Genomic DNA, 17,662 nt, shown 5'->3' with positions numbered 1-17,662 from the left:
CCCGGCTCGTGGTTCTATTCCTCCCGGAAGGCGCGGCTGATCTGATCCGTCAGCGGCTTGGCGATGTAGGATAGCGCCGTTCTTTCGCTGGTTTGGATGAAGGCCTCTGCCGGCATACCCGGCACCAGCGGCGCCTTGTTCAGCTTTTCCCGTTCCGTGGCTGGCACGGAAATCCGCGCCAGATAATAGGAAAGGCCGGTGCGCTGATCGGTGGTGATATCCGCCGCAATGCGGCTGATATGGCCTTCCAGTTCCGGTGTGACCCGCTGGTTGAAGGCGGTCATGCGCAACATCGCCTTTTGCCCCACCTGCAACTGGTCAATATCCTTTGGCATGATCTGCACTTCCAGCGCCAGTTCGTCACCGTCAGGTACAATAAGCATGATCGGGTCTGCCGGCGTCACGACGCCGCCGACGGTATGCACCGCCATTTCATGCACCATCCCGGACTGCGGCGCGATAATATCGATGCGTTTCAGCTGATCTTCGGCGGCGACCTTGCGCTCGACGAACTCCCCCATCTGGGCCTGTATCTCGCGCAACTCCCGCCCAACCTCGGTGCGCAGTTCCTGATCGATCTGCAGGATCTGCAGTTTTGTTTCCGTGATACGGCCCGCGGTCTGTGCCTGATAAGCGATTTTTTCGCCGCGCTCACCGCCGAAGGTCGCGGCCTGCGTCTGCAAGCTGTTCAGCCGCTGCACCGAGACGACGCCCTGTTCCCGCAGGGATTTCTGCGAGGTGATTTCCGCCTGCAAAACCGCAAGGCCGTTATCATAAGCGACTTCCTGCGCCTTCAGGCCTTCAATTTCATGCTCGAACTGGGTGATCCGTTCGGAAAGCTGCGCTTTCCGGCCCTCGCGGTAAGACTTGCGGAATTCAAAAAGCTTGGTTTCGCTGCGCATGGCGGAAACGACATCAGGATCGTCCTTTCGCGCGATGAGAGCCTGGGGAAACACGAGTTCCGGCATATCGTCCCGCTCCGCTTCCAGCCTTGCCATGCGCGCATTCAACTCATCCAGCCTTTTGGTGACGATGGCGAGATTCGCGCGGGTCTGGGTCGCGTCGAGACGCATGACGACATCGCCGGCCTTCACCCTGTCGCCCTCATTCACCAGAATTTCGCCAACGACGCCACCGCTCGGGTGCTGCACTTTCTTGCTGTAGGAATCCACCACGAGATGACCGGACGCGACGACGGCACCGGCGAGATTGGTGGTGGCAGCCCAGCCGCCTACACCGGCAAGCAACGCAACGCTTGCTGCAAGGCCGGCGAGGAGATGTGTGCGGATAGAGCGAGACACATGGGTGCGCGGATCAATGTTTGGCATCCGCATCTCCTTCCTGACCGTTCTCTTCACGGGCCTCTTCAAGCACCAGTGTCTTGGGTCGGGCATTGGCTACGACGCGCAGCGGTGAGATCGTCTGCGCGGATGCGGTAAATCCCTTGGCCGCCTGTGCCTGCGGAACGCGCAGCACCTTCGACAACACCTCGTCACGCGGACCAAAAGCCTTCATGCGCCCCTCTTCCATCATCAAAATAAAATCGACTACGCCTATGGCACTAGGCCTGTGGGCGACGACGACGACGATGCCCTTGCGCGCCTTGACCGACGCAATCGCCTTGACCACGGCGGCCTCGCCTTCCGCATCTAGATTGGCGTTCGGCTCGTCCAGCACCACGATGAAGGGATCGCCGTAAAGCGCGCGGGCAAGGCCGATGCGCTGGCGCTGTCCCGCCGAAAGCGCGGACCCGGCCTCGCCGATATCGCTGTCATAGCCATTTTCGAAACGCAGAATCAGTTCGTGCGCGCCGGCGGCCTTCGCAGCGGCGATGATGGCTTCCGGATCAGGATTATCCTCGAAACGGGAAATATTTTCGCCGATCGTACCATCGAATAGCTCGACTCCCTGGGGCAGATAACCGATGTGGCGGCCGAGTGCGGCGCGATCCCATTGATCGAAGCTCGCACCATCCAGCCGCACCTTGCCGGCCGCTGGCATCCAGGCGCCCGTGAGAATGCGCGCAAGCGTGGATTTGCCGGAGCCGGAAGGGCCGATGACGCCGAGCGCATTTCCGGCGGTGATGACAAAACCGAGCCCGGTAACGGTCGGCTTTCTCTCTCCCGGCGGAACGATAGTGGCGTTCTCGACCCGCAATTCCTTTTCGGGCCTTGGCAACGCCATGGCTGCGGCTGTGGTGGGCATCTGCGCAAAAAGCGCCCCCAGACGCGCCCAGCTCTGCCGGGCCGCCACGAAGGACTTCCAGTTGGAAATGGCCAGATCGACAGGTGCCAGCGCCCGGCCCATCATGATGGAGCTCGCGATCATCACGCCGCCCGAAGCTTCCTGGTTGATGACAAGCCATGCCCCCACCGCGAGAATGGCCGATTGCAGCACGACCCGCAGGGATTTCGCGATATTGCCAAGACCGCCGGCCACATCGCCCGCCTTGCGATTGGCGGCAAGATAGGCCTCGTTGGAGACCTGCCAGCGTTTACCGAGCCGGCCCGAAAGCCCCATGGCCTGAACGACTTCGGCATTGCGGCGCGAGGCCTCCAGTTGCCGGTTGCGGGCCATGTTTTCGACCATAGTGTCGCGGATCGGTTTCTGCGAGAAGATATTGGTCAGAACGGTAAGGGATATCAGCAATATCGCGCCGGCGAGCGCCGTCACGCCGATCCAGAAATGAAACAGAAAACATATGCCGAGATAAAGCGGCATCCACGGCAGATCAAAAAAGGCTGTTGGCCCCGTGCCGGAGAGGAAACCGCGGACATTGTCGAGATCGCGCAGCGGCTGCAACCCGTCGCCCGGCATGCGGTTGACGAGCGGCAGGCGCACCACGGCATCATGCACCCTGCCGGAGTGGCGCATGTCGAAGTCTTCGCCGATGCGGATCAGAACGCGGGCGCGGATGATATCGAGCAGGCACTGGAAACCGTAAAGGCCAAGCGCGAGAATGGCGAGCCCGACCAGCGTCGGCAGGCTGCCGCTGGCCAGCACCCGGTCATAGACCTGCAGCATGAAGAGCGGCGAGGTGAGCGCCAGTATATTGACCACGCCGCTGACGAGCGCGACACCGAGAAACGTGCTTTTAAGGGGCGAAACAACCGCCGCAGTGAGGGACTGCGGCGGTGTCTGCTGGTGGTTTTGAAAGCCCACAGCCTGTTTTTCCTTTACGCGGCAAGCGCCGATGCGCTGGCGAAAATGAAGTCCGATGCGTCGAGTACGCTGGAATCTACACCAACGAGTGTGATAGTGTCGCCACCAAAGAGATTTTCAATGACAGCGTGTCCATTTGCATTGTTGCTGATGATGACGTCGTCAATGCTGCCAGCACCCCAGGCGGAGACGTCCAGTTTGTCCGCACCATCCTGATAACCGTAGGTTCCAGTGGGACCTGCCTGCACCACATCATTGCCGCCAGAGAATACGAAAGTATCCGCGCCCGCAAAACCGGTCAGGGTGTTGGAGGATGCTGTGTCCTCAATCACTGTGCCGGTGGCCGCGAAATAATCATAGAAACCGGCCAGCGAGCCGAAGCGGGCGAGCTGGTAAACGGCGAGATCGAGCAGATCGCGCGCGCCGGCAAGCGAGTAGGCGCTATCGGGATCGATCAGCAGTTCCTGCTGGCTGACGGCGATGCCGCTGGTGGACTGGCTGTAGCCGGTGCCGAGAACGATGCTGTCGACCGAACCCGTCAGGTTGCCCTGGGAGTACTGCAGAGCGCCGCTCATGACGATGCCCTTGCCGCCGTTGCTGCCGTCGCCCCATGCCTCATAGGTGGTGTTCGGGTCGATGGTGGTGGTGGCGAGAGAGCTGGTCTGAGCGTCGTAGAACGCACCATAGGTCGAACCGAAACCGCTCGTCCAACCGTTGAGGTAACCGATCAGGTCGGAGGAAGACTGCGTCAGTTGAATTGTGGTAGCCATAGGTGTACTCCTTTACTGGCCAATATAGATACCTTCGTCCTGTGACGAAGGCGTTTCATCTCCGGGACGGGCTGCAACCCAGCCCGGAGAATTGCTTTCGCGCCTCAGAACTTCACGTTCATCGTCGCGATAAAGGTACGGCCAGGCGCGGTGTAGGCGCTTGTTGCCGGAATATATTTGCGGTCCGTCAGGTTGTTGACGGCGAAACGAAGCGTCGCCTTGTCATTGAAAGCGTAGGACCCATAGATATCTACCGTCGTGTAGGGATCGGTCACCTCACGCAGATTGCCCTCCGTATCGAGCGTGCGCGACTGTGTCGGTGTGACGTGGTTCAACCGTGCGCCGAGAGAGAATTTTTCTTCAAAGAAACGCATACCGCCATCGAGCGTGAGCTTAACTTTTGGGGCCACATCGCCGGGCCAGGCAACGATCTCGCCGCTCGTTGTTGTGGTGCCGTTGGAAAAAACCTGCGTTTTGTCGGGCCAGTCTGTTTTCAGCAACGTTGCAGAACCGCCGAGCCAGAAGCTTCGCGCATCATAATTGCCCTCAAATTCAAGCCCGCGCATATAGGTCGTGCCGTCGAGATTGACGAAGCTGGTATAGGTGCGGTCCGCAACCTGATCGGTGACGAGATAACCGAGCGCGATGTAATCTTTCACCTCGCGGCGAAAGGCGGCCATTTTGATGCGCACGGAATCATGGTCCAGCAACACACCATCCAAACTGATATTCGCGCCAATTTCATAGGTCGTTGCCTTTTCCGCCCGCAAGGATTGATTGGGGGCATATTCATAACCCACCGAATCCCCCGGTCGCGCACCGGCGAAGAAGGCTTCGAGAATAGTGGGCGGACGGAAACTCTGTGAATAGCTGAGATAAGGCCGGAACCAGTCGGTCGGCTTGAATTCTACCGTCGCCGAAGGCAGCCAAGCGCTATCTGTGCGGTCTATTTCGACATCGTAAGAGGGGTACTCGGTATCATAGGTCGTACCAAAATAGGTGGTGCCGGCATCGTGCCACCGACCATTGATGATTTCGCCTCTGGTATTGGGCCAGACATTGTTCAAAGTGTTACAGAAATTTGCCTGCTGGGTCGGCGTGAAGACGCGACCGGCATATGCACCTGTGGTGCAGCTCGTATAAATTCGGTCATAGGTCGTCTGTACATATTGCGAAGCGTAGGCGAGATAATTGTCCCCCGTCCCCACTATACGGTTTACCCCCTTTTCAATCACGGTCTGGTTATAATAGGTGGTCGTTCCTTTCAGGCGCGACCAGTCATACCGAACACCCCCGCGTATCGTGACCCAATCGGCAGGCTGGAGTTCTCCGTTGAAGAACAGGCTGGCCACGTCGCGTCGTCCAGCGGGGCTGAACGCCGTATAGCTGCTCTCCCATGTCGGATTGAGCGCGATTTTGGAACTGGTGGCAACTGATGTCGCTATATCCCGGAAGGCTTCAGCCCCGTAAGTAAGGCTCAGCGCGCCAACTTTCGTATCGAAACGACTGGTATTCTCCACGCTGCCGCCGAAACTGCGCAGGCCCATATCAAGGTTCGTTTCAACTGCATATCCGGGACGCGCCGACCGCAGCTCATGCGTCATGTTATCGTTCAGCCACAGCGACGACTTGAAATCGATGAGTTCGCTTTCGGGGTCCCAGTCCAGCTTGGCCACGATGCTGTCGTTTCGCACGCTTTCCCGGTCAACCTGTTCGGCCGCGCCCTGCACGAAATCATTCTGCTGATGCATCCACGACAATGATGTCTGCACATCTCCGAAATCGCCTTCTCCCTTGAAGAAGGTCGACCAGCCATCCCGGCCGAGCAGATCTTTTATTGTCAGTGCGGTGCTTCGGGCCTCGCCTTTCGTCCCGATCTTGTATTCGTCCATGATCGTGCGGCTGTAACCTGCGACGAAAGAAAGCGGGCCATCCGGCTCTCGAACGGCAGCCAGAACCGAGCCCTGAAAATCATAGCCGTTGGTGCCCCGGGAAATATTGACCTCGCCACCCTTGTTCGCACCTTCGGGGATCAGATCGGCGGCGCGAATGGTGCGGAACTCGACCTTGCCACCCAGAGAACCGGCATTACCGGAGGTGGCGTTGGTCATTTTCTCGACCTCAACCGCGCGGATAAAGGCCGTGTCCACATAGGCCTGGCCATTATTGGCGGAATAAATCGAGGCGCCGCCGGTGCTGAAACCACGCTGTGCATTCTGCCGCGCACCATCGATGGAGACGACCACGCGGCCGCTTTCCTGCAAACCGCGCACATTGGGCGAGACCGTCGGGAAACTGCCATTGCCTTCCCCGGCATAAACACCGGACACGCGGTTGAAAACATCGCGGGTGTTGCGCACGCCGGCGGATTGGATCGCCTCACGGCTGACAACGCTGATACTGGCAGGGGTTTCATAAACCCAGTCCGGCGTTCCCTGATAACCGGTGCCGGCAATGGAATTGCGCCCTGTTTTACCAGTGACGGTGATTGCTTCCAGAACAGTCGTGCCTTCGGCCCCGGAAAGATCGGCGGCCGCCTGCCCCGTGCCGATGACAACCGTTCTGCCGTTTCCAGCAATGCGGAAATTGACGCCCGTGCCGGCCAGCAGCCGTGACAGGGCCTCCCGCACCGTGAAACTGCCGGCAACGGCATTGGTGCGCACATTGCCGGCAGATGGCGTGGCAAGCGTGACCTGAAGGCCGGATTGCCGCCCGAAAGCGCCGACGACGGACGATAGCGACTGGGCGGGAATATTGAATGGCCGCGTTGCGCCCTGCTCACCACCGGCGCGCTGGCTGTTTGCGGCATTCGGTCCGGTCTGTGCAAAAACCACCGTCGAGACTGAAACGACAAGCGCCGTTGTCGCCAGCAGCACGGCCCTGCGCGTCTGCCCTCCCGCTTTTTTCCCGTGGCCCGTCATACGTATCTGGAGGCGCATACTAGTTTTGTCTTCCTGTCTTTCACTCCGGACATATCTTGACCGGATTACTCAACAAAAAGACGATTGCCTCGGCAATTTTTTTCAGGCTTTCGGAAGAAATTTTATAAATTACTGAAAATAAACATGATTTTTGTTTCAGAAGATTTCAGAAGCGAGTGATGATGCGGGCGCTGTCGCCAATCGCGTGAACTTTGCCCCTATAGGGCTCCACCAATGCTTCCAGCGCGCGGTCCGGGTCGCGTAGATCATAAAAACCCGTCACCCGCTGCCCGGCAAGCGTCTTGTCGGCCATTGTCAGCCATGCCGGATGGTAACGCTGGATCTGCTCCACCACAGAACCGATCGTCGCATCCACCACGTAAAGCTCGCCGTTGCGCCAACCGCCAATATCCTCGACGGAAACATTTTCTTTCCGGATCGCACCGGAGGCATCGACAATCAGCATCTCGCCCGGCACGAGCCGCGTTGGCGGTGCGTTGCGGAAGGAGGCTTCCACGGAACCATGGGCAAGCGCGACTTGCGTTACACCATCCGTCAGGTCGACGTCGAAAGCCGTGCCCAGCACCTGAACGGTGACGTTTTTCGCCTCCACGATGAAGGGGCGTGTGGTGTCCGGCGCGACATCGAAGAAAGCTTCGCCCTTCAGCACCTTCACAGTGCGGCGACCATTGGTGAAATCCGTGGAAAGCGCGCTCGCCGCCGCAAGCTGTACCCTGCTGCCATCATCGAGAATTATCGTGCGGCTTTCAGCGGTGCTGGTCTGATAATCAGCCTTGATACGGACGAGAGACGCCGGGACGAACAGCACGGCAAGACAGAGAGCCGCCGCCGCCATCGCCGCACCGGCATAATGCCGCCCGGACCAACGTCGCCTCGATACCGGTTTCGCAGCCTTTTCCGGCAGATGCGGCGCATCTTCCCAGAGGTTCTTGAATTCCGGCTCTACCAGACCGAGGTTACGCCACGTCTTGCAGGTCCGCTCCCAGGCAAGACGGTTTGCCGGAGACAAAGCCAGCCATCGGTCGAATTCAGCCTTCAGCCGCGGTTCCACTGCGCCTGCCTGGAGGCGGAGCAGCCATTCGGCCGCTTCTTCCGCCTTCCCGTTCGATAGTTCTATTTTATTATCTGGATCAATGGTCATTGAACCCGGCCAGTTCCTGTGGGCAGGCGGAGGAGCCGCCTAGTCTTCCGCGTTGTTATAAAGACGTTTGAGAGAGAGATTTTTTTCACGGGATGCGGCAAGCGGGGCAATTTTACTTCATTTCTTTGGTAATCGCGGCAATGCTGCCTTTGATCAGACGGTGAGCACTGGCCACGGACACACCGAGGTGACGCGCGATCTCCTCCATATTGTAACCACCGAATCTGTGCATTTCCAATGCCACGCGTGCCTGAACCGGCAGGGAGGCCAAAATAGTCTGCATCTGCCGGACTTCATCGCAGAACAGCGCATGTTCCTCCGGCGTACCGTGATCCTGAGGCACACCCCAGAACGGGGTGTCATCCGGCCGTTCCCGCAGGTCCTGCCGGCTGCGTCGGCGATTATCAAGGGCAAGGTTGCGAACGATGCGAAAGAGATAGGATTTAAGGTTGGAGGGGTTGCCTGAGGCTTCCGGAACGAATTTCAGGAAGGCCTCCTGAACAACGTCTTCCGCGTCCGCCCGGGACCCCAAAATGAGGGTGGCGTATTTGATCAGGTCGACCCTATGCGCGACGTAAGCGTTATAACGCTTGTCATCTTCCCGTATGCCCATGTCTCAACCGAGAGAAATTTCAAGGATCAACGAAACTGCAAGCTGCTGATTGGCAGCGCAGATTTCCGGTAAAAATCTCTAGCATCCAAACCGTCAGCCGAACAGATATTTCATGACTATTGTCATCAAGAATTTGTGCGGCCCCCGGTAGATGCGGCCTGTTTCTGCAGCCGTTAGATAGCTCCGTCGACGATAACCATCGGCCGACCCTGGGAACAGGGCTCGATGCGGGCATCGATGCGATAGATATCGCGCAGCATATCCGAGGTTATCACCGCTTCGGTACTGCCGCTCACCACCATCTCACCACGCGCGATCACCATGGTATTTTCGCAATAACGCAGCGCATGGTTGAGGTCGTGCAGGGCGATCAACACGATCATGCCGGTCTTCTGGGCAAGCTCGGTCACGAAGCCCAGAACTTCGATCTGCCGGTGAAGATCGAGCGCCGATGTCGGCTCGTCCATCAGCAAGACTTCCGGCTTGCGCGCCAGCGCCTGCGCCAGTGACACCAGCTGCCGCTGGCCGCCGGACAATTCGCCGAGGCCGCGGAAGGCAAGATCGTGGATTTTCAGCGCCTTGAGAATGGCATCGATCTCAAACAGCTCATCATCCTGAACCCGCCAGCTATGGCCGCCCTGCTTGGCGGAAAGAAGCACGGATTCGTAGACCGTCAGCACGGCATTGGCACCGGTATCCTGCGGCATGTAGCAGATGGCGCGGTTGCCGCGCGCCGTATCGGAGAGTTCCACCAGACCGGGACCGGAGATCAGGCTGGCGATGCGCTTGAACAGCGTGGATTTGCCTGCGGCATTGGGTCCGATCACCGCCGTCATGCTGCCGCTTTCCAGCGTATCGATACCGACCTTGGACAGAACAGTGGTGCGGCCATAGGCGGCACCGACATCCTTCAGTGCGAGCGCTACCATGCACGCCTCCTGTTACCGAAAATAAGTACGAAAAAGAACGGTACGCCGACCAGCGCCGTGATGACCCCGATCGGCAGAATGGCGCCGGGGATGAGGACCTTGCTGATGACCGAGGTCGTCGACAGAAGCAGCGCGCCGCAGATGACCGAGCCGGGCAGGAAGAAGCGCTGATCTTCACCGACCAGCATGCGGGCGATATGCGGACCGACAAGCCCGACAAAACCGATGGTGCCGACAAAAGAAACCGGAATGGCCGCCAGCAGGCTGACCGTCAGCATTGTCTGCAATCGCAGCCGGCGGACATTGATGCCCATGCTGGCCGCCTTGTCATCGCCGAGCCGCAGCGCCGTCAGCGCCCAGGCGTTGCGCATGAACATCGGCACGGTGATGACGAGAATGGCGGCGGTCACATAGACCTTTTCCCATGTTGCCTTCGTCAGGCTGCCCATGGTCCAGAAAACGACGGCGGCGAGCGCCTGTTCGGAGGCCAGATATTCCAGCAGCGACAGGGCCGCATTGAAGGTGAAGACCAGCGCGATGCCGAGGAGCACGATGGTTTCGACCGTCACACCGCGCAGCGTCGAGGCGAAATGGATGAACAGCGCCGCAACCATGGCCATGATGAAGGCATTGATCGGCACCATGTAATGCACGGCAGCCGGAAAGATCGCCACGCCGCCGACAAGTGCCAGCGCCGCGCCAAAACTTGCGGCGGCCGAAATGCCGAGCGTGAAGGGGCTGGCGAGCGGGTTGGACAGAATGGTCTGCATCTGCGCGCCCGCAACCGACAGCGATGCACCGACGGTGACCGCCATCAGCGCAATCGGCATACGGATATCCCAGATCACCACCCGCAGCTGGTTTGCAGCAGCGGCCGGATCGGCAATGGTCGCCAGAACCTGGGAGATGGTATAGCGCGCCGGACCGAGCGCCATATCGGCGGCCATGCTGAAACACAGGGCAATGAAAAGCCCGACAAGAATAATGATCCTGCGCGCGGCAAGGGCGCGATATTGATCGCGCCCACTGACGCCAACGGCGCTTTCATTCAGCGAACTCATTGGTTCAAACCTTTTTCGAGCGAGGCGAAATAGCCTGGCTTGTAGGTAACGGGGAGGAACTTCCGGTAAAATTCCTCAGCATTTTTTTCCGGATCGAGATCGGCGAAGAGGTCCGGATGGAACCACCTGGCAAATTGCTGGATCGGCAAAAACTCGTATGGAGCGCCATAAAACTGGTGCCAGACGGCATGGACATTGCCTTGGCTGACCGCCTTCAGTTCCGGAAACGGCGTACGCGTCATCAGATTGGCCAGCCGCTCGCGCGAAAGCGCCGTGTCTGCGCCAAGTCCAAGGGGAACGAACTGGTTGATGTCGGATTCCGCCGCCCAGTTCGAGCCGGTGACGATGACATGGTCAGGATCGGCGACGACCAGCTGCTCGGGATTGAGATCGCCGAAGGTCGTCTTGATGATGCCGTCGGCAATATTGTGACCACCGGCCAGATCGACCATCGCGCCGAAATTTGCAGGCCCAAAGGTGCGGCAGCAATTGTTCTCGCCGGAAATGCCGGGCGAACGCTCGATAAAGACATTCGGGCGCTTCAGGTCCTTGACGCTGGCGAGCCGGTCGGTCACGCGGGCGATTTCAGCACGGCGATAGGCGATGAATTCCTTGGCGCGCTCTTCCGCACCGAACAGTTTTCCGAGGATTTCGATCGAGGTTTCGCTATTCCTGTCGGGATCGATGCGGAAATCGAGATAGACGATCTTGATGCCGGCAGCAGCAGCCTTCTCTTCGAAACCACTTTCCTTGGCGGTTTTTTCTGTTTCCAGATTGAGGGTGATGACATCAGGGGAAAGGGTGATCGCCGTTTCCAGGCTGAAGTCGCCCTGCGGCAGATAACCGAAGCGCGGCAGTTTCTCGATCTGCGGAAAACGCTCGACATAGGCCGTGTAGCTGTCAGGGTCTTTCTTGAGCAGATCGTCACGCCAGCCGACGATGTTTTCGAATGTTTTATCGCCCTTCAGCGCCGCAATGACGTGGATCTGGCGGGCTTCGCCAACGATGACACGCTTGGCCGGCAGGTCCAGCTCGACCTTGCGGCCGGTAACATCGGTGATCTCGCCTGCATGGGCTGTCATGGCGAGAAGAGAGAAGGCCAGCACCGCAAGATGCCTCAGAGCATTGAGCCGCATGAGAAGTCCTCATTGAGTTGCAAAACAAAATGATGAAGCCGCATGGCTGCGGCTTCATCCATCGAACGGACGGCGCTCCTCTTCACCGTCCCTGTCTTATTTCGCATCCTTCAGCGACACGAAGTAGCCGGGCTTGTAGTCAAGCGGCAGGAAGCGGGCATGTAGTTCCTTGAAGGTCGCCTCGGGGTCGAGATCCTTAAAGAGATCAGGATGCAGCCACTTGGCGATTTCCTGAATGGCCACGAACTGGTACGGGTTGTTGTAGAACTGGTGCCAGATGGCATGGACATTGCCGTCCTTCACCGCCTGCACGCCGGTAAAGGCCGGGCGCTTGGTGAGGTTTTCCAGCTTGCGATGGGCTTCCTTCACATCCGCGCCATAACCGACGCCGACCCAGTTGCCGCCTGGAACGTAACCATTCCAGTTGCCGCCGGTGATGATGATCTGCTCCGGGTTGGAGGCGATGATCTGTTCCGGATTGACGGTGCCGAAGGTGCCGGGAATGATGTCTTTCGCCATGTTGATGCCGCCGGCAAGCTCGACCATCTTGCCGAAATTCTCGTTGCCGAAGGACATGCAGCAATCGTCGGAGTAACCGCCGGCGCGCTCGACGAACACCACCGGCTTCTTTGGATTGGCCTTGGCGAGCGTATCGGTGACCTTGGCGATGGAGTCGGCACGGAGCGTGATGAAGTCCTCGGCGATCTTTTCCTTGCCCGTCAGCTTGCCCATCAGGCGCATGCTCGGCTCGGTATTTTCCATCGGCTTTTCGCGGAAGTCGACATAAACAAGGGGAATGCCAACCTTGGCAAGCTTTTCGATGTAGCCGGCCTCTTCGGTCGCCGTCTTGGCGTCGATATTCATCAGGATCACGTCCGGCTTCAGCGCAACGGCCTGCTCGACGTCGAAAGTGCCGTCCTTCATGCCGCCGAAGGTCGGCAGCTTGGCAATCTCAGGATATTTGGCAAGATAGGCGTCATAGGTTTCCGGATCGGCCTTCGCCAGGTCATCGCGCCAGCCGACGACGTGCTGGAAAGGGTTCTCCTTGTCGAGCGCCGCCAGGAAATAAATCTGCCGGCCTTCGCCGAGAATGACGTGCGAAACGGGAACATTGACTTCGACATCCCGGCCGGTCACATCCTTGACGGTGACCTTTTCGGCCAATGCCGGCCAGGCGGCGGATACGAGAAGGCCAAGGGCAAGTGCCGTGGATTTGGCTGAGATGCGCATCGGATATTGCTCTCCAGTGTTGACTGGCGCGGCTGTATTATTTTCTGACTATACTAGTCAAGATTTATGTTTTAGAGCCATTCTTAACTAACCGGCACATGAGTTGAACCCGATGATCGACACAATCCAGTATGGCAAGAACGACAGCCTGCGAGATGAAATCAAAGCCTATTGGTCCGGCCGCGCCGCGACCTTCGATCTTTCCCCCGGACACGAGATTTTTTCCGAAGATGAGCGTAAAGCCTGGCATGCGCTGCTTTTGAAGCATCTGGGACAGGGAGAGGGCCGCAAGGCGCTCGATCTCGCCAGCGGAACCGGCGTCATCTCGCATCTGATGGACGATCTCGGTTTTCAGGTCACCGGCATGGACTGGTCGGAAACCATGCTGGCGCTTGCCCGCGAAAAAGCCAAAACCCGCGGCCGCATCATCCGCTTTTTTGTCGGCGATGCCGAAAATACCATGGAGCCGGATGAAAGCGCCGATGTCATCATCACGCGTCATCTCGTCTGGACACTGGTGGACCCACAGGCAAGCTTCGCCGAATGGTTCCGCGTGCTAAAACCGGGCGGGCGGCTGCTGATTGTCGACGGCGATTTCGTCAATACCGGCTGGCGCGAAAAACTCGTCAAGAAACTGGCCGCAGGTCTGGAAGGCATCGGCCTCGTGAAACCGGACCAGCCGCACAAGCCAGCGGATCCGGGCAATGCTTTCAACAGCATTCTTTCACGGGTCTATTTTTCCAGCGGCGCGCGGGCCGGTGATGTCGCGGCGCTGTTGCGCGCGACGGGCTTCGAACCCGTCGCTGTCGATCAGGAGCTACAGGGTATCCACCGCGCCCAGTCGAAAAACTTCAGCCTGCTGAAGGGCATTCTGCGTGGCCTGCAGCACCGTTATGCGGTCTGCGCCGTGAAGCCGGATATGTCCGCGAAAGACTGAGGACGGCCAGAGCCGTCTCATTTTTCGGCCTGCTCAAAGAGATCGTCCAGCCGGGGCTTGGCGCGTCCGGGCACGTCGACCGTCCTGTAGCTCTGCGGCAAGGTCGCCTCCCCCACCTTGATCAGCATGACCATACCCATGCCGTAATGCGGCGAGCATTTGATACCGTAAAAGCCCGGCCTGTCGAAAGCAGTCTCGAATTCGTCGTTGATCCGGCTCTTGAAACCCTCGGCACCTTCAGGAACCATGCCGTCGATGGTCGCGGCATTGTGGCTCTTGTGGGTCGGCACAAAGCGCACGTGGTCTCCGGGGGCGATCTCAAGGAAATCGGGCTCGAATACCATCGGGCCTTTTTCGCCCCGGTTCAGCATTTTAACCTCGAAGGTTTCGGCCATGGCATGCAGGGGAAGACTCGTGGCCAGCACCAAGATAATTCCAGCCAGAGCGCTACGCGGCTGCAAGCCAAGGCGAAGCTTTTTCGATCTCGTCATCGCACCAGTGCTTTCTTCGTCTGATCGGCCGCTCCATGCGCCGGCAGAAAACGAATATGGGAAAAGCCGCCTTCATCCGTGGTGACAACGGACTGCACCCCGAAAACATCGGCGATCGTCGCCGATGTGAGAACCTCGCGCGGTGGACCGGCCGCAATCATCTGGCCGCAATGCATGATGGCGACGCGGTCGCAGAACATCGCGGCGTGATTGAGATCATGCAACGCCGCCACAACCGTCAGCCCCTGCCGCCGCACCAGATCGAGCAGGCCGATCTGGTGGCCGATATCGAGATGGTTGGTCGGCTCATCCAGCAGCAGGATATGCGGCTGTTGTGCCAAGGCGCGGGCGATATGCAGGCGCTGTCGTTCGCCGCCGGAAAGATGGTGCCAGTATCGTTGCGCCTTGTCCGCCATATCGACATTGTCGAGCGCGGCATCAACGATGGCATCGTCACTGGCCGACCAGGCGGAAAGCGGGCCGAGATAGGGCGTGCGCCCCAGTTCCACGGCTTGTCGGGCGGTGATGCGCTCGGTGGTTTCGGCCTGCTGTTCCACAAAGGCCAGCCGGCGCGCCAGTTCACGCCGCCCGAAGGAAGCAAGCGGCTCCTCACCAAGCGTGACATGGCCTCGGCGCGGCTTGCGGATGCCGGCCAGCATGGAAAGCAGCGTGCTTTTGCCGGAACCGTTCGGGCCGATAATGCCCAGAAACTCCCCGGACCCGACATCGAGCGAAACACCGCTGACAATATCGACATTGCCGGCGTGGAAATGCAGGTCGTGGGCGGATAATTTCATGAACGCCCCCTTTTCTGCCCGAGGATGAAGGCGAAAGCCGGTGCGCCGACAAGCGCGGTTATGACCCCGATCGGCAGCACCTGACCGGGAATGACGATGCGCGAGAGAATATCGGCGACGATCATAAACACCGCGCCGGTCAGCGCCGTTACCGGCAGCAGCAACCCGTGGCGAACGCCGACGAAAATGCGCGCCGCATGGGGAATGACGAGACCGACGAAGCCGATGGAGCCGACCAGCGACACCATGACCGCCGTCATGATCGCCGAAACCGAAATGAGCACCGCATAGGTCCGGCGCACCGGAATGCCAAGCGAGGCGGCTGCCTGACCGCCGAAGGCAAAGGCATCCAGCGCGCGGGAATACCAGAGGCACACCGCAAGACCGGCAATACAGACCGGCAGAGCCAGCCAGACATCCGGCCAGCGCACACCGGAAAGATTGCCCAGAAGCCAGAACATGATACCGCGCGCCTGTTCGGCATTGGCGGATTTGGTGACGATGAACGAGGTCATGGCATTGAATAGCTGTGAACCGGCCACCCCCGCCAGAATGATGGCGCTGTTGCCGTGTCCCGCCCGCACCGCCAGCAGGCTGACCAGCGAGAACGCCACGAAAGCTCCGATCAGCGCGCCGGCCGGCATGGTCAGGAACCCTGCGCCAAAACCCAAGAGCGCCACGGCCACCGCGCCGGTGGAAGCGCCTGCGGAAATGCCGAGAATATAGGGATCGGCAAGCGGGTTGCGCAGAAGCGATTGCAGCACTGCACCGGCCAGCGCCAGCGAAGCACCGCAACAGGCGGCGACAACGGCGCGGCTGAGACGGTAACTCCAGACGATGCCTTCATCCAGCGGCTCCAGCGGGTAACCCGCATGGAAGACGCGGTTGGCGATGGTTTTTGCCACCACATCGAACGGAATTGCGGTCTCGCCGATCGCCGCTCCGGCCATCAGCGCGACGAGCAGCAGGGCGAGTGCGGCAAAAACCAGCCCCGCCCTGCTGAGATTGACGGAAAGACCGTTCACTTGGCGAGGCCGGCAGCCGAGATCGCTTCGGCCAGCGTTTCAATGCCTTCGATCGTGCGGATGGTCGGGTTCATCGCCTGCGCATCCATGTCAAAGACATGACCTTGCGTGACGGCGGGCATGATGCTGGCCACGGGATCGGTTGCGAGGAACTTGTGCTTGACCGCCACGTCATCGGCGGGGAAACGACGACGGTCCATCTTGCCGGCGACGATGACAGACGGGTTGGCCTTGGCGATGGTTTCCCAGCCGACGGTCGGCCATTCCTCATCGCTTTCGATGATATTGGTCAGCCCCAGCGCCGACATGATGTAACCAGGCGCACCATGGCGGCCCGCTACATAAGGGTCGATATCCAGTTCGGCGCTGGAGAACCAGAAGACGGCCGAAAGCTTGCCATTCGCCGAGGCTATCTTGGCGCGGGCGGCTTCCTCGCGCTTCTTCAGGTCGGCAACGACCTCTTCACCGCGATCCTGCACGTTGAAGATCTTGGCGAGATCGCGGACTTCCTGATAGATCAGATCCATGGTGAAACCGGTCTTGCGCACGCCGTCACCGCCGCCGGAATTGTCCTTGCCGACGCAATCGGCAGGTGAGGTATAGACGGGAATACCCAGCTCGGCGAATTGCGCCGGCGTACCGACAACACCTTCCGGGCCGATCTGCCACTGGAACTGCGTCGTCACCAGATCCGGCCTCTTGCCGACGACGGCCTCGAAACTCGGATCATTGTCGGCCAGCCGCTCCACCCTGGCATTGGCTTCCTCGTAACCCTTCAGAACCGGGCCGATCCACAGCGCGGTGCCTACCACCCTGTCGGCAACGCCGAGAAGATAGAGCACTTCGGTCGTGCTCTGGCCGACGGATACGGTGCGGGCGGGCGCCTGTTTGAAGGTGATGTCCTGACCGCAGCTGTTGATCGTCAGGGGATAGACCGTTTCGGCAGCATGGGCGGAAGCGACAGGCAAAGCCGCAAGCGCAGCGGCCAGAAAGCCGGCATAGGCCGACAGGGGTCCAGAAATAAACATGTGTTCTCCAGTCGAAATTAAATCGCTTGTTCCAGAGCAGCAGGCGTTAGAACGCGCAGCAACAGCGGAACGTCTTGTACGGAGAACAACGACGGGACGCAAACCAAATGTTATGAAATAACATTACAATTTCCTCCTCCGGGCTTCCCCGCCCGTAACGATGGTTCATATTTTGACGGCAGGTCTCCTGGCTCACGAATTTACGCCGCTCATCTGCCTTCCCGCATTCTAGAGAATGCAGTGGCATGACGCCTTTGAAGCGTCACGAGGATGAACGGCAATCCGCTTACAGTTGCGGGGGCAGCCACGGCATTGGGCGATCATCATCACCCGCACCATGTTCCCTATTAATCCCTTCGCCTTTCGGCTGCAGGAACCGTCGCTTTCTCACATACGGGGC

15 protein-coding genes and 1 riboswitch are annotated in these 17,662 nt (G+C 59.3%); of the genes, 1 reads left to right on the top strand and 14 read right to left on the bottom strand.

Features of this window, described 5'->3' with window-relative positions; all coding sequences use genetic code 11:
- Positions 1–14 precede the first annotated feature (14 nt).
- The 10 genes from DXT96_RS10940 to DXT96_RS10895 form a co-directional block, all read right to left on the bottom strand.
- Positions 15–1,328: an HlyD family type I secretion periplasmic adaptor subunit gene (locus DXT96_RS10940; protein ID WP_153514711.1), complete on the bottom strand. Its 1,314-nt coding sequence runs from the start codon at positions 1,326–1,328 to the stop codon at positions 15–17.
- The gene (locus DXT96_RS10935; protein ID WP_371418835.1) at positions 1,315–3,162 is read right to left on the bottom strand and encodes a type I secretion system permease/ATPase; all 1,848 of its coding nucleotides are present in this window, start codon (positions 3,160–3,162) and stop codon (positions 1,315–1,317) included. The genes DXT96_RS10940 and DXT96_RS10935 overlap by 14 nt, the downstream gene beginning before the upstream one ends.
- A 14-nt stretch (positions 3,163–3,176) precedes the next feature.
- Positions 3,177–3,932 (bottom strand): hypothetical protein, encoded by a 756-nt coding sequence (locus DXT96_RS10930; RefSeq protein ID WP_153514709.1) that lies wholly within the window; start codon positions 3,930–3,932, stop codon positions 3,177–3,179.
- 104 nt (positions 3,933–4,036) lie between these two features.
- Positions 4,037–6,871 carry a TonB-dependent receptor gene (locus tag DXT96_RS10925; RefSeq protein WP_153514707.1) on the bottom strand — a complete coding sequence of 945 codons (2,835 nt, stop codon included), beginning with the start codon at positions 6,869–6,871 and terminating at the stop codon, positions 4,037–4,039.
- Positions 6,872–7,019: 148 nt separating this feature from the next.
- Positions 7,020–8,015 (bottom strand): FecR family protein, encoded by a 996-nt coding sequence (locus DXT96_RS10920; protein ID WP_153514705.1) that lies wholly within the window; start codon positions 8,013–8,015, stop codon positions 7,020–7,022.
- A 112-nt stretch (positions 8,016–8,127) separates the two neighbouring features.
- The gene (locus DXT96_RS10915) at positions 8,128–8,628 is read right to left on the bottom strand and encodes an RNA polymerase sigma factor (RefSeq protein WP_046801413.1); all 501 of its coding nucleotides are present in this window, start codon (positions 8,626–8,628) and stop codon (positions 8,128–8,130) included.
- A 173-nt stretch (positions 8,629–8,801) separates the two neighbouring features.
- The gene (locus tag DXT96_RS10910; protein ID WP_153514703.1) at positions 8,802–9,557 is read right to left on the bottom strand and encodes an ABC transporter ATP-binding protein; all 756 of its coding nucleotides are present in this window, start codon (positions 9,555–9,557) and stop codon (positions 8,802–8,804) included.
- A complete protein-coding gene (locus DXT96_RS10905; protein ID WP_153514701.1) occupies positions 9,551–10,618 on the bottom strand; it encodes an iron ABC transporter permease in 1,068 nt (355 codons plus the stop codon). The genes DXT96_RS10910 and DXT96_RS10905 overlap by 7 nt, the downstream gene beginning before the upstream one ends.
- Positions 10,615–11,754, bottom strand: a complete 1,140-nt coding sequence (locus DXT96_RS10900; protein ID WP_153514700.1) for an ABC transporter substrate-binding protein — start codon at positions 11,752–11,754, stop codon at positions 10,615–10,617. Before DXT96_RS10900 ends, DXT96_RS10905 begins: the two co-directional genes overlap by 4 nt.
- 96 nt (positions 11,755–11,850) lie before the next feature.
- Complete coding sequence (locus DXT96_RS10895) at positions 11,851–12,984, bottom strand: ABC transporter substrate-binding protein (RefSeq protein WP_153514698.1); 1,134 nt, start codon at positions 12,982–12,984, stop codon at positions 11,851–11,853.
- A gap of 112 nt (positions 12,985–13,096) precedes the next feature.
- Here DXT96_RS10895 and DXT96_RS10890 point away from each other — a divergent pair, with 112 nt between their 5' ends.
- The gene (locus DXT96_RS10890; RefSeq protein ID WP_153514697.1) at positions 13,097–13,921 is read left to right on the top strand and encodes a class I SAM-dependent methyltransferase; all 825 of its coding nucleotides are present in this window, start codon (positions 13,097–13,099) and stop codon (positions 13,919–13,921) included.
- Positions 13,922–13,938: 17 nt separating this feature from the next.
- Here DXT96_RS10890 and DXT96_RS10885 read toward each other — a convergent pair whose 3' ends face one another.
- From DXT96_RS10885 to DXT96_RS10870, 4 genes are all read right to left on the bottom strand, one after another.
- Complete coding sequence (locus DXT96_RS10885; protein ID WP_246670560.1) at positions 13,939–14,316, bottom strand: pseudoazurin; 378 nt, start codon at positions 14,314–14,316, stop codon at positions 13,939–13,941.
- A 92-nt stretch (positions 14,317–14,408) separates the two neighbouring features.
- On the bottom strand, positions 14,409–15,209 hold the full coding sequence (locus DXT96_RS10880) for an ABC transporter ATP-binding protein (protein WP_149899266.1): 801 nt from the start codon (positions 15,207–15,209) through the stop codon (positions 14,409–14,411).
- A complete protein-coding gene (locus DXT96_RS10875) occupies positions 15,206–16,234 on the bottom strand; it encodes an iron ABC transporter permease (protein WP_149899267.1) in 1,029 nt (342 codons plus the stop codon). Before DXT96_RS10875 ends, DXT96_RS10880 begins: the two co-directional genes overlap by 4 nt.
- Positions 16,231–17,262 carry an ABC transporter substrate-binding protein gene (locus DXT96_RS10870; protein WP_153514693.1) on the bottom strand — a complete coding sequence of 344 codons (1,032 nt, stop codon included), beginning with the start codon at positions 17,260–17,262 and terminating at the stop codon, positions 16,231–16,233. The genes DXT96_RS10875 and DXT96_RS10870 overlap by 4 nt, the downstream gene beginning before the upstream one ends.
- A 159-nt stretch (positions 17,263–17,421) precedes the next feature.
- A riboswitch (cobalamin riboswitch) is annotated at positions 17,422–17,658 on the bottom strand.
- Positions 17,659–17,662: the final 4 nt, after the last annotated feature.

The sequence above is a fragment of the Agrobacterium sp. ICMP 6402 genome (assembly GCF_009498615.1).
Classification (GTDB): Bacteria; Pseudomonadota; Alphaproteobacteria; order Rhizobiales; family Rhizobiaceae; genus Agrobacterium; species Agrobacterium burrii.
This window is presented reverse-complemented; position numbering and strand designations above follow the sequence as displayed.

What these genes read in the sequence shown, in the direction of transcription:
- DXT96_RS10920 (WP_153514705.1), bottom strand. Translation starts at nt 8,015, where the DNA reads ATGACCATTGATCCAGATAATAAAATAGAACTATCGAACGGGAAGGCG.
- DXT96_RS10930 (WP_153514709.1), bottom strand. Translation starts at nt 3,932, where the DNA reads ATGGCTACCACAATTCAACTGACGCAGTCTTCCTCCGACCTGATCGGT.
- DXT96_RS10905 (WP_153514701.1), bottom strand. Translation starts at nt 10,618, where the DNA reads ATGAGTTCGCTGAATGAAAGCGCCGTTGGCGTCAGTGGGCGCGATCAA.
- DXT96_RS10885 (WP_246670560.1), bottom strand. Translation starts at nt 14,316, where the DNA reads ATGGCCGAAACCTTCGAGGTTAAAATGCTGAACCGGGGCGAAAAAGGC.
- DXT96_RS10925 (WP_153514707.1), bottom strand. Translation starts at nt 6,871, where the DNA reads ATGCGCCTCCAGATACGTATGACGGGCCACGGGAAAAAAGCGGGAGGG.
- DXT96_RS10880 (WP_149899266.1), bottom strand. Translation starts at nt 15,209, where the DNA reads ATGAAATTATCCGCCCACGACCTGCATTTCCACGCCGGCAATGTCGAT.
- DXT96_RS10890 (WP_153514697.1), top strand. Translation starts at nt 13,097, where the DNA reads ATGATCGACACAATCCAGTATGGCAAGAACGACAGCCTGCGAGATGAA.
- DXT96_RS10915 (WP_046801413.1), bottom strand. Translation starts at nt 8,628, where the DNA reads ATGGGCATACGGGAAGATGACAAGCGTTATAACGCTTACGTCGCGCAT.
- DXT96_RS10900 (WP_153514700.1), bottom strand. Translation starts at nt 11,754, where the DNA reads ATGCGGCTCAATGCTCTGAGGCATCTTGCGGTGCTGGCCTTCTCTCTT.
- DXT96_RS10895 (WP_153514698.1), bottom strand. Translation starts at nt 12,984, where the DNA reads ATGCGCATCTCAGCCAAATCCACGGCACTTGCCCTTGGCCTTCTCGTA.
- DXT96_RS10910 (WP_153514703.1), bottom strand. Translation starts at nt 9,557, where the DNA reads ATGGTAGCGCTCGCACTGAAGGATGTCGGTGCCGCCTATGGCCGCACC.
- DXT96_RS10870 (WP_153514693.1), bottom strand. Translation starts at nt 17,262, where the DNA reads ATGTTTATTTCTGGACCCCTGTCGGCCTATGCCGGCTTTCTGGCCGCT.
- DXT96_RS10940 (WP_153514711.1), bottom strand. Translation starts at nt 1,328, where the DNA reads ATGCCAAACATTGATCCGCGCACCCATGTGTCTCGCTCTATCCGCACA.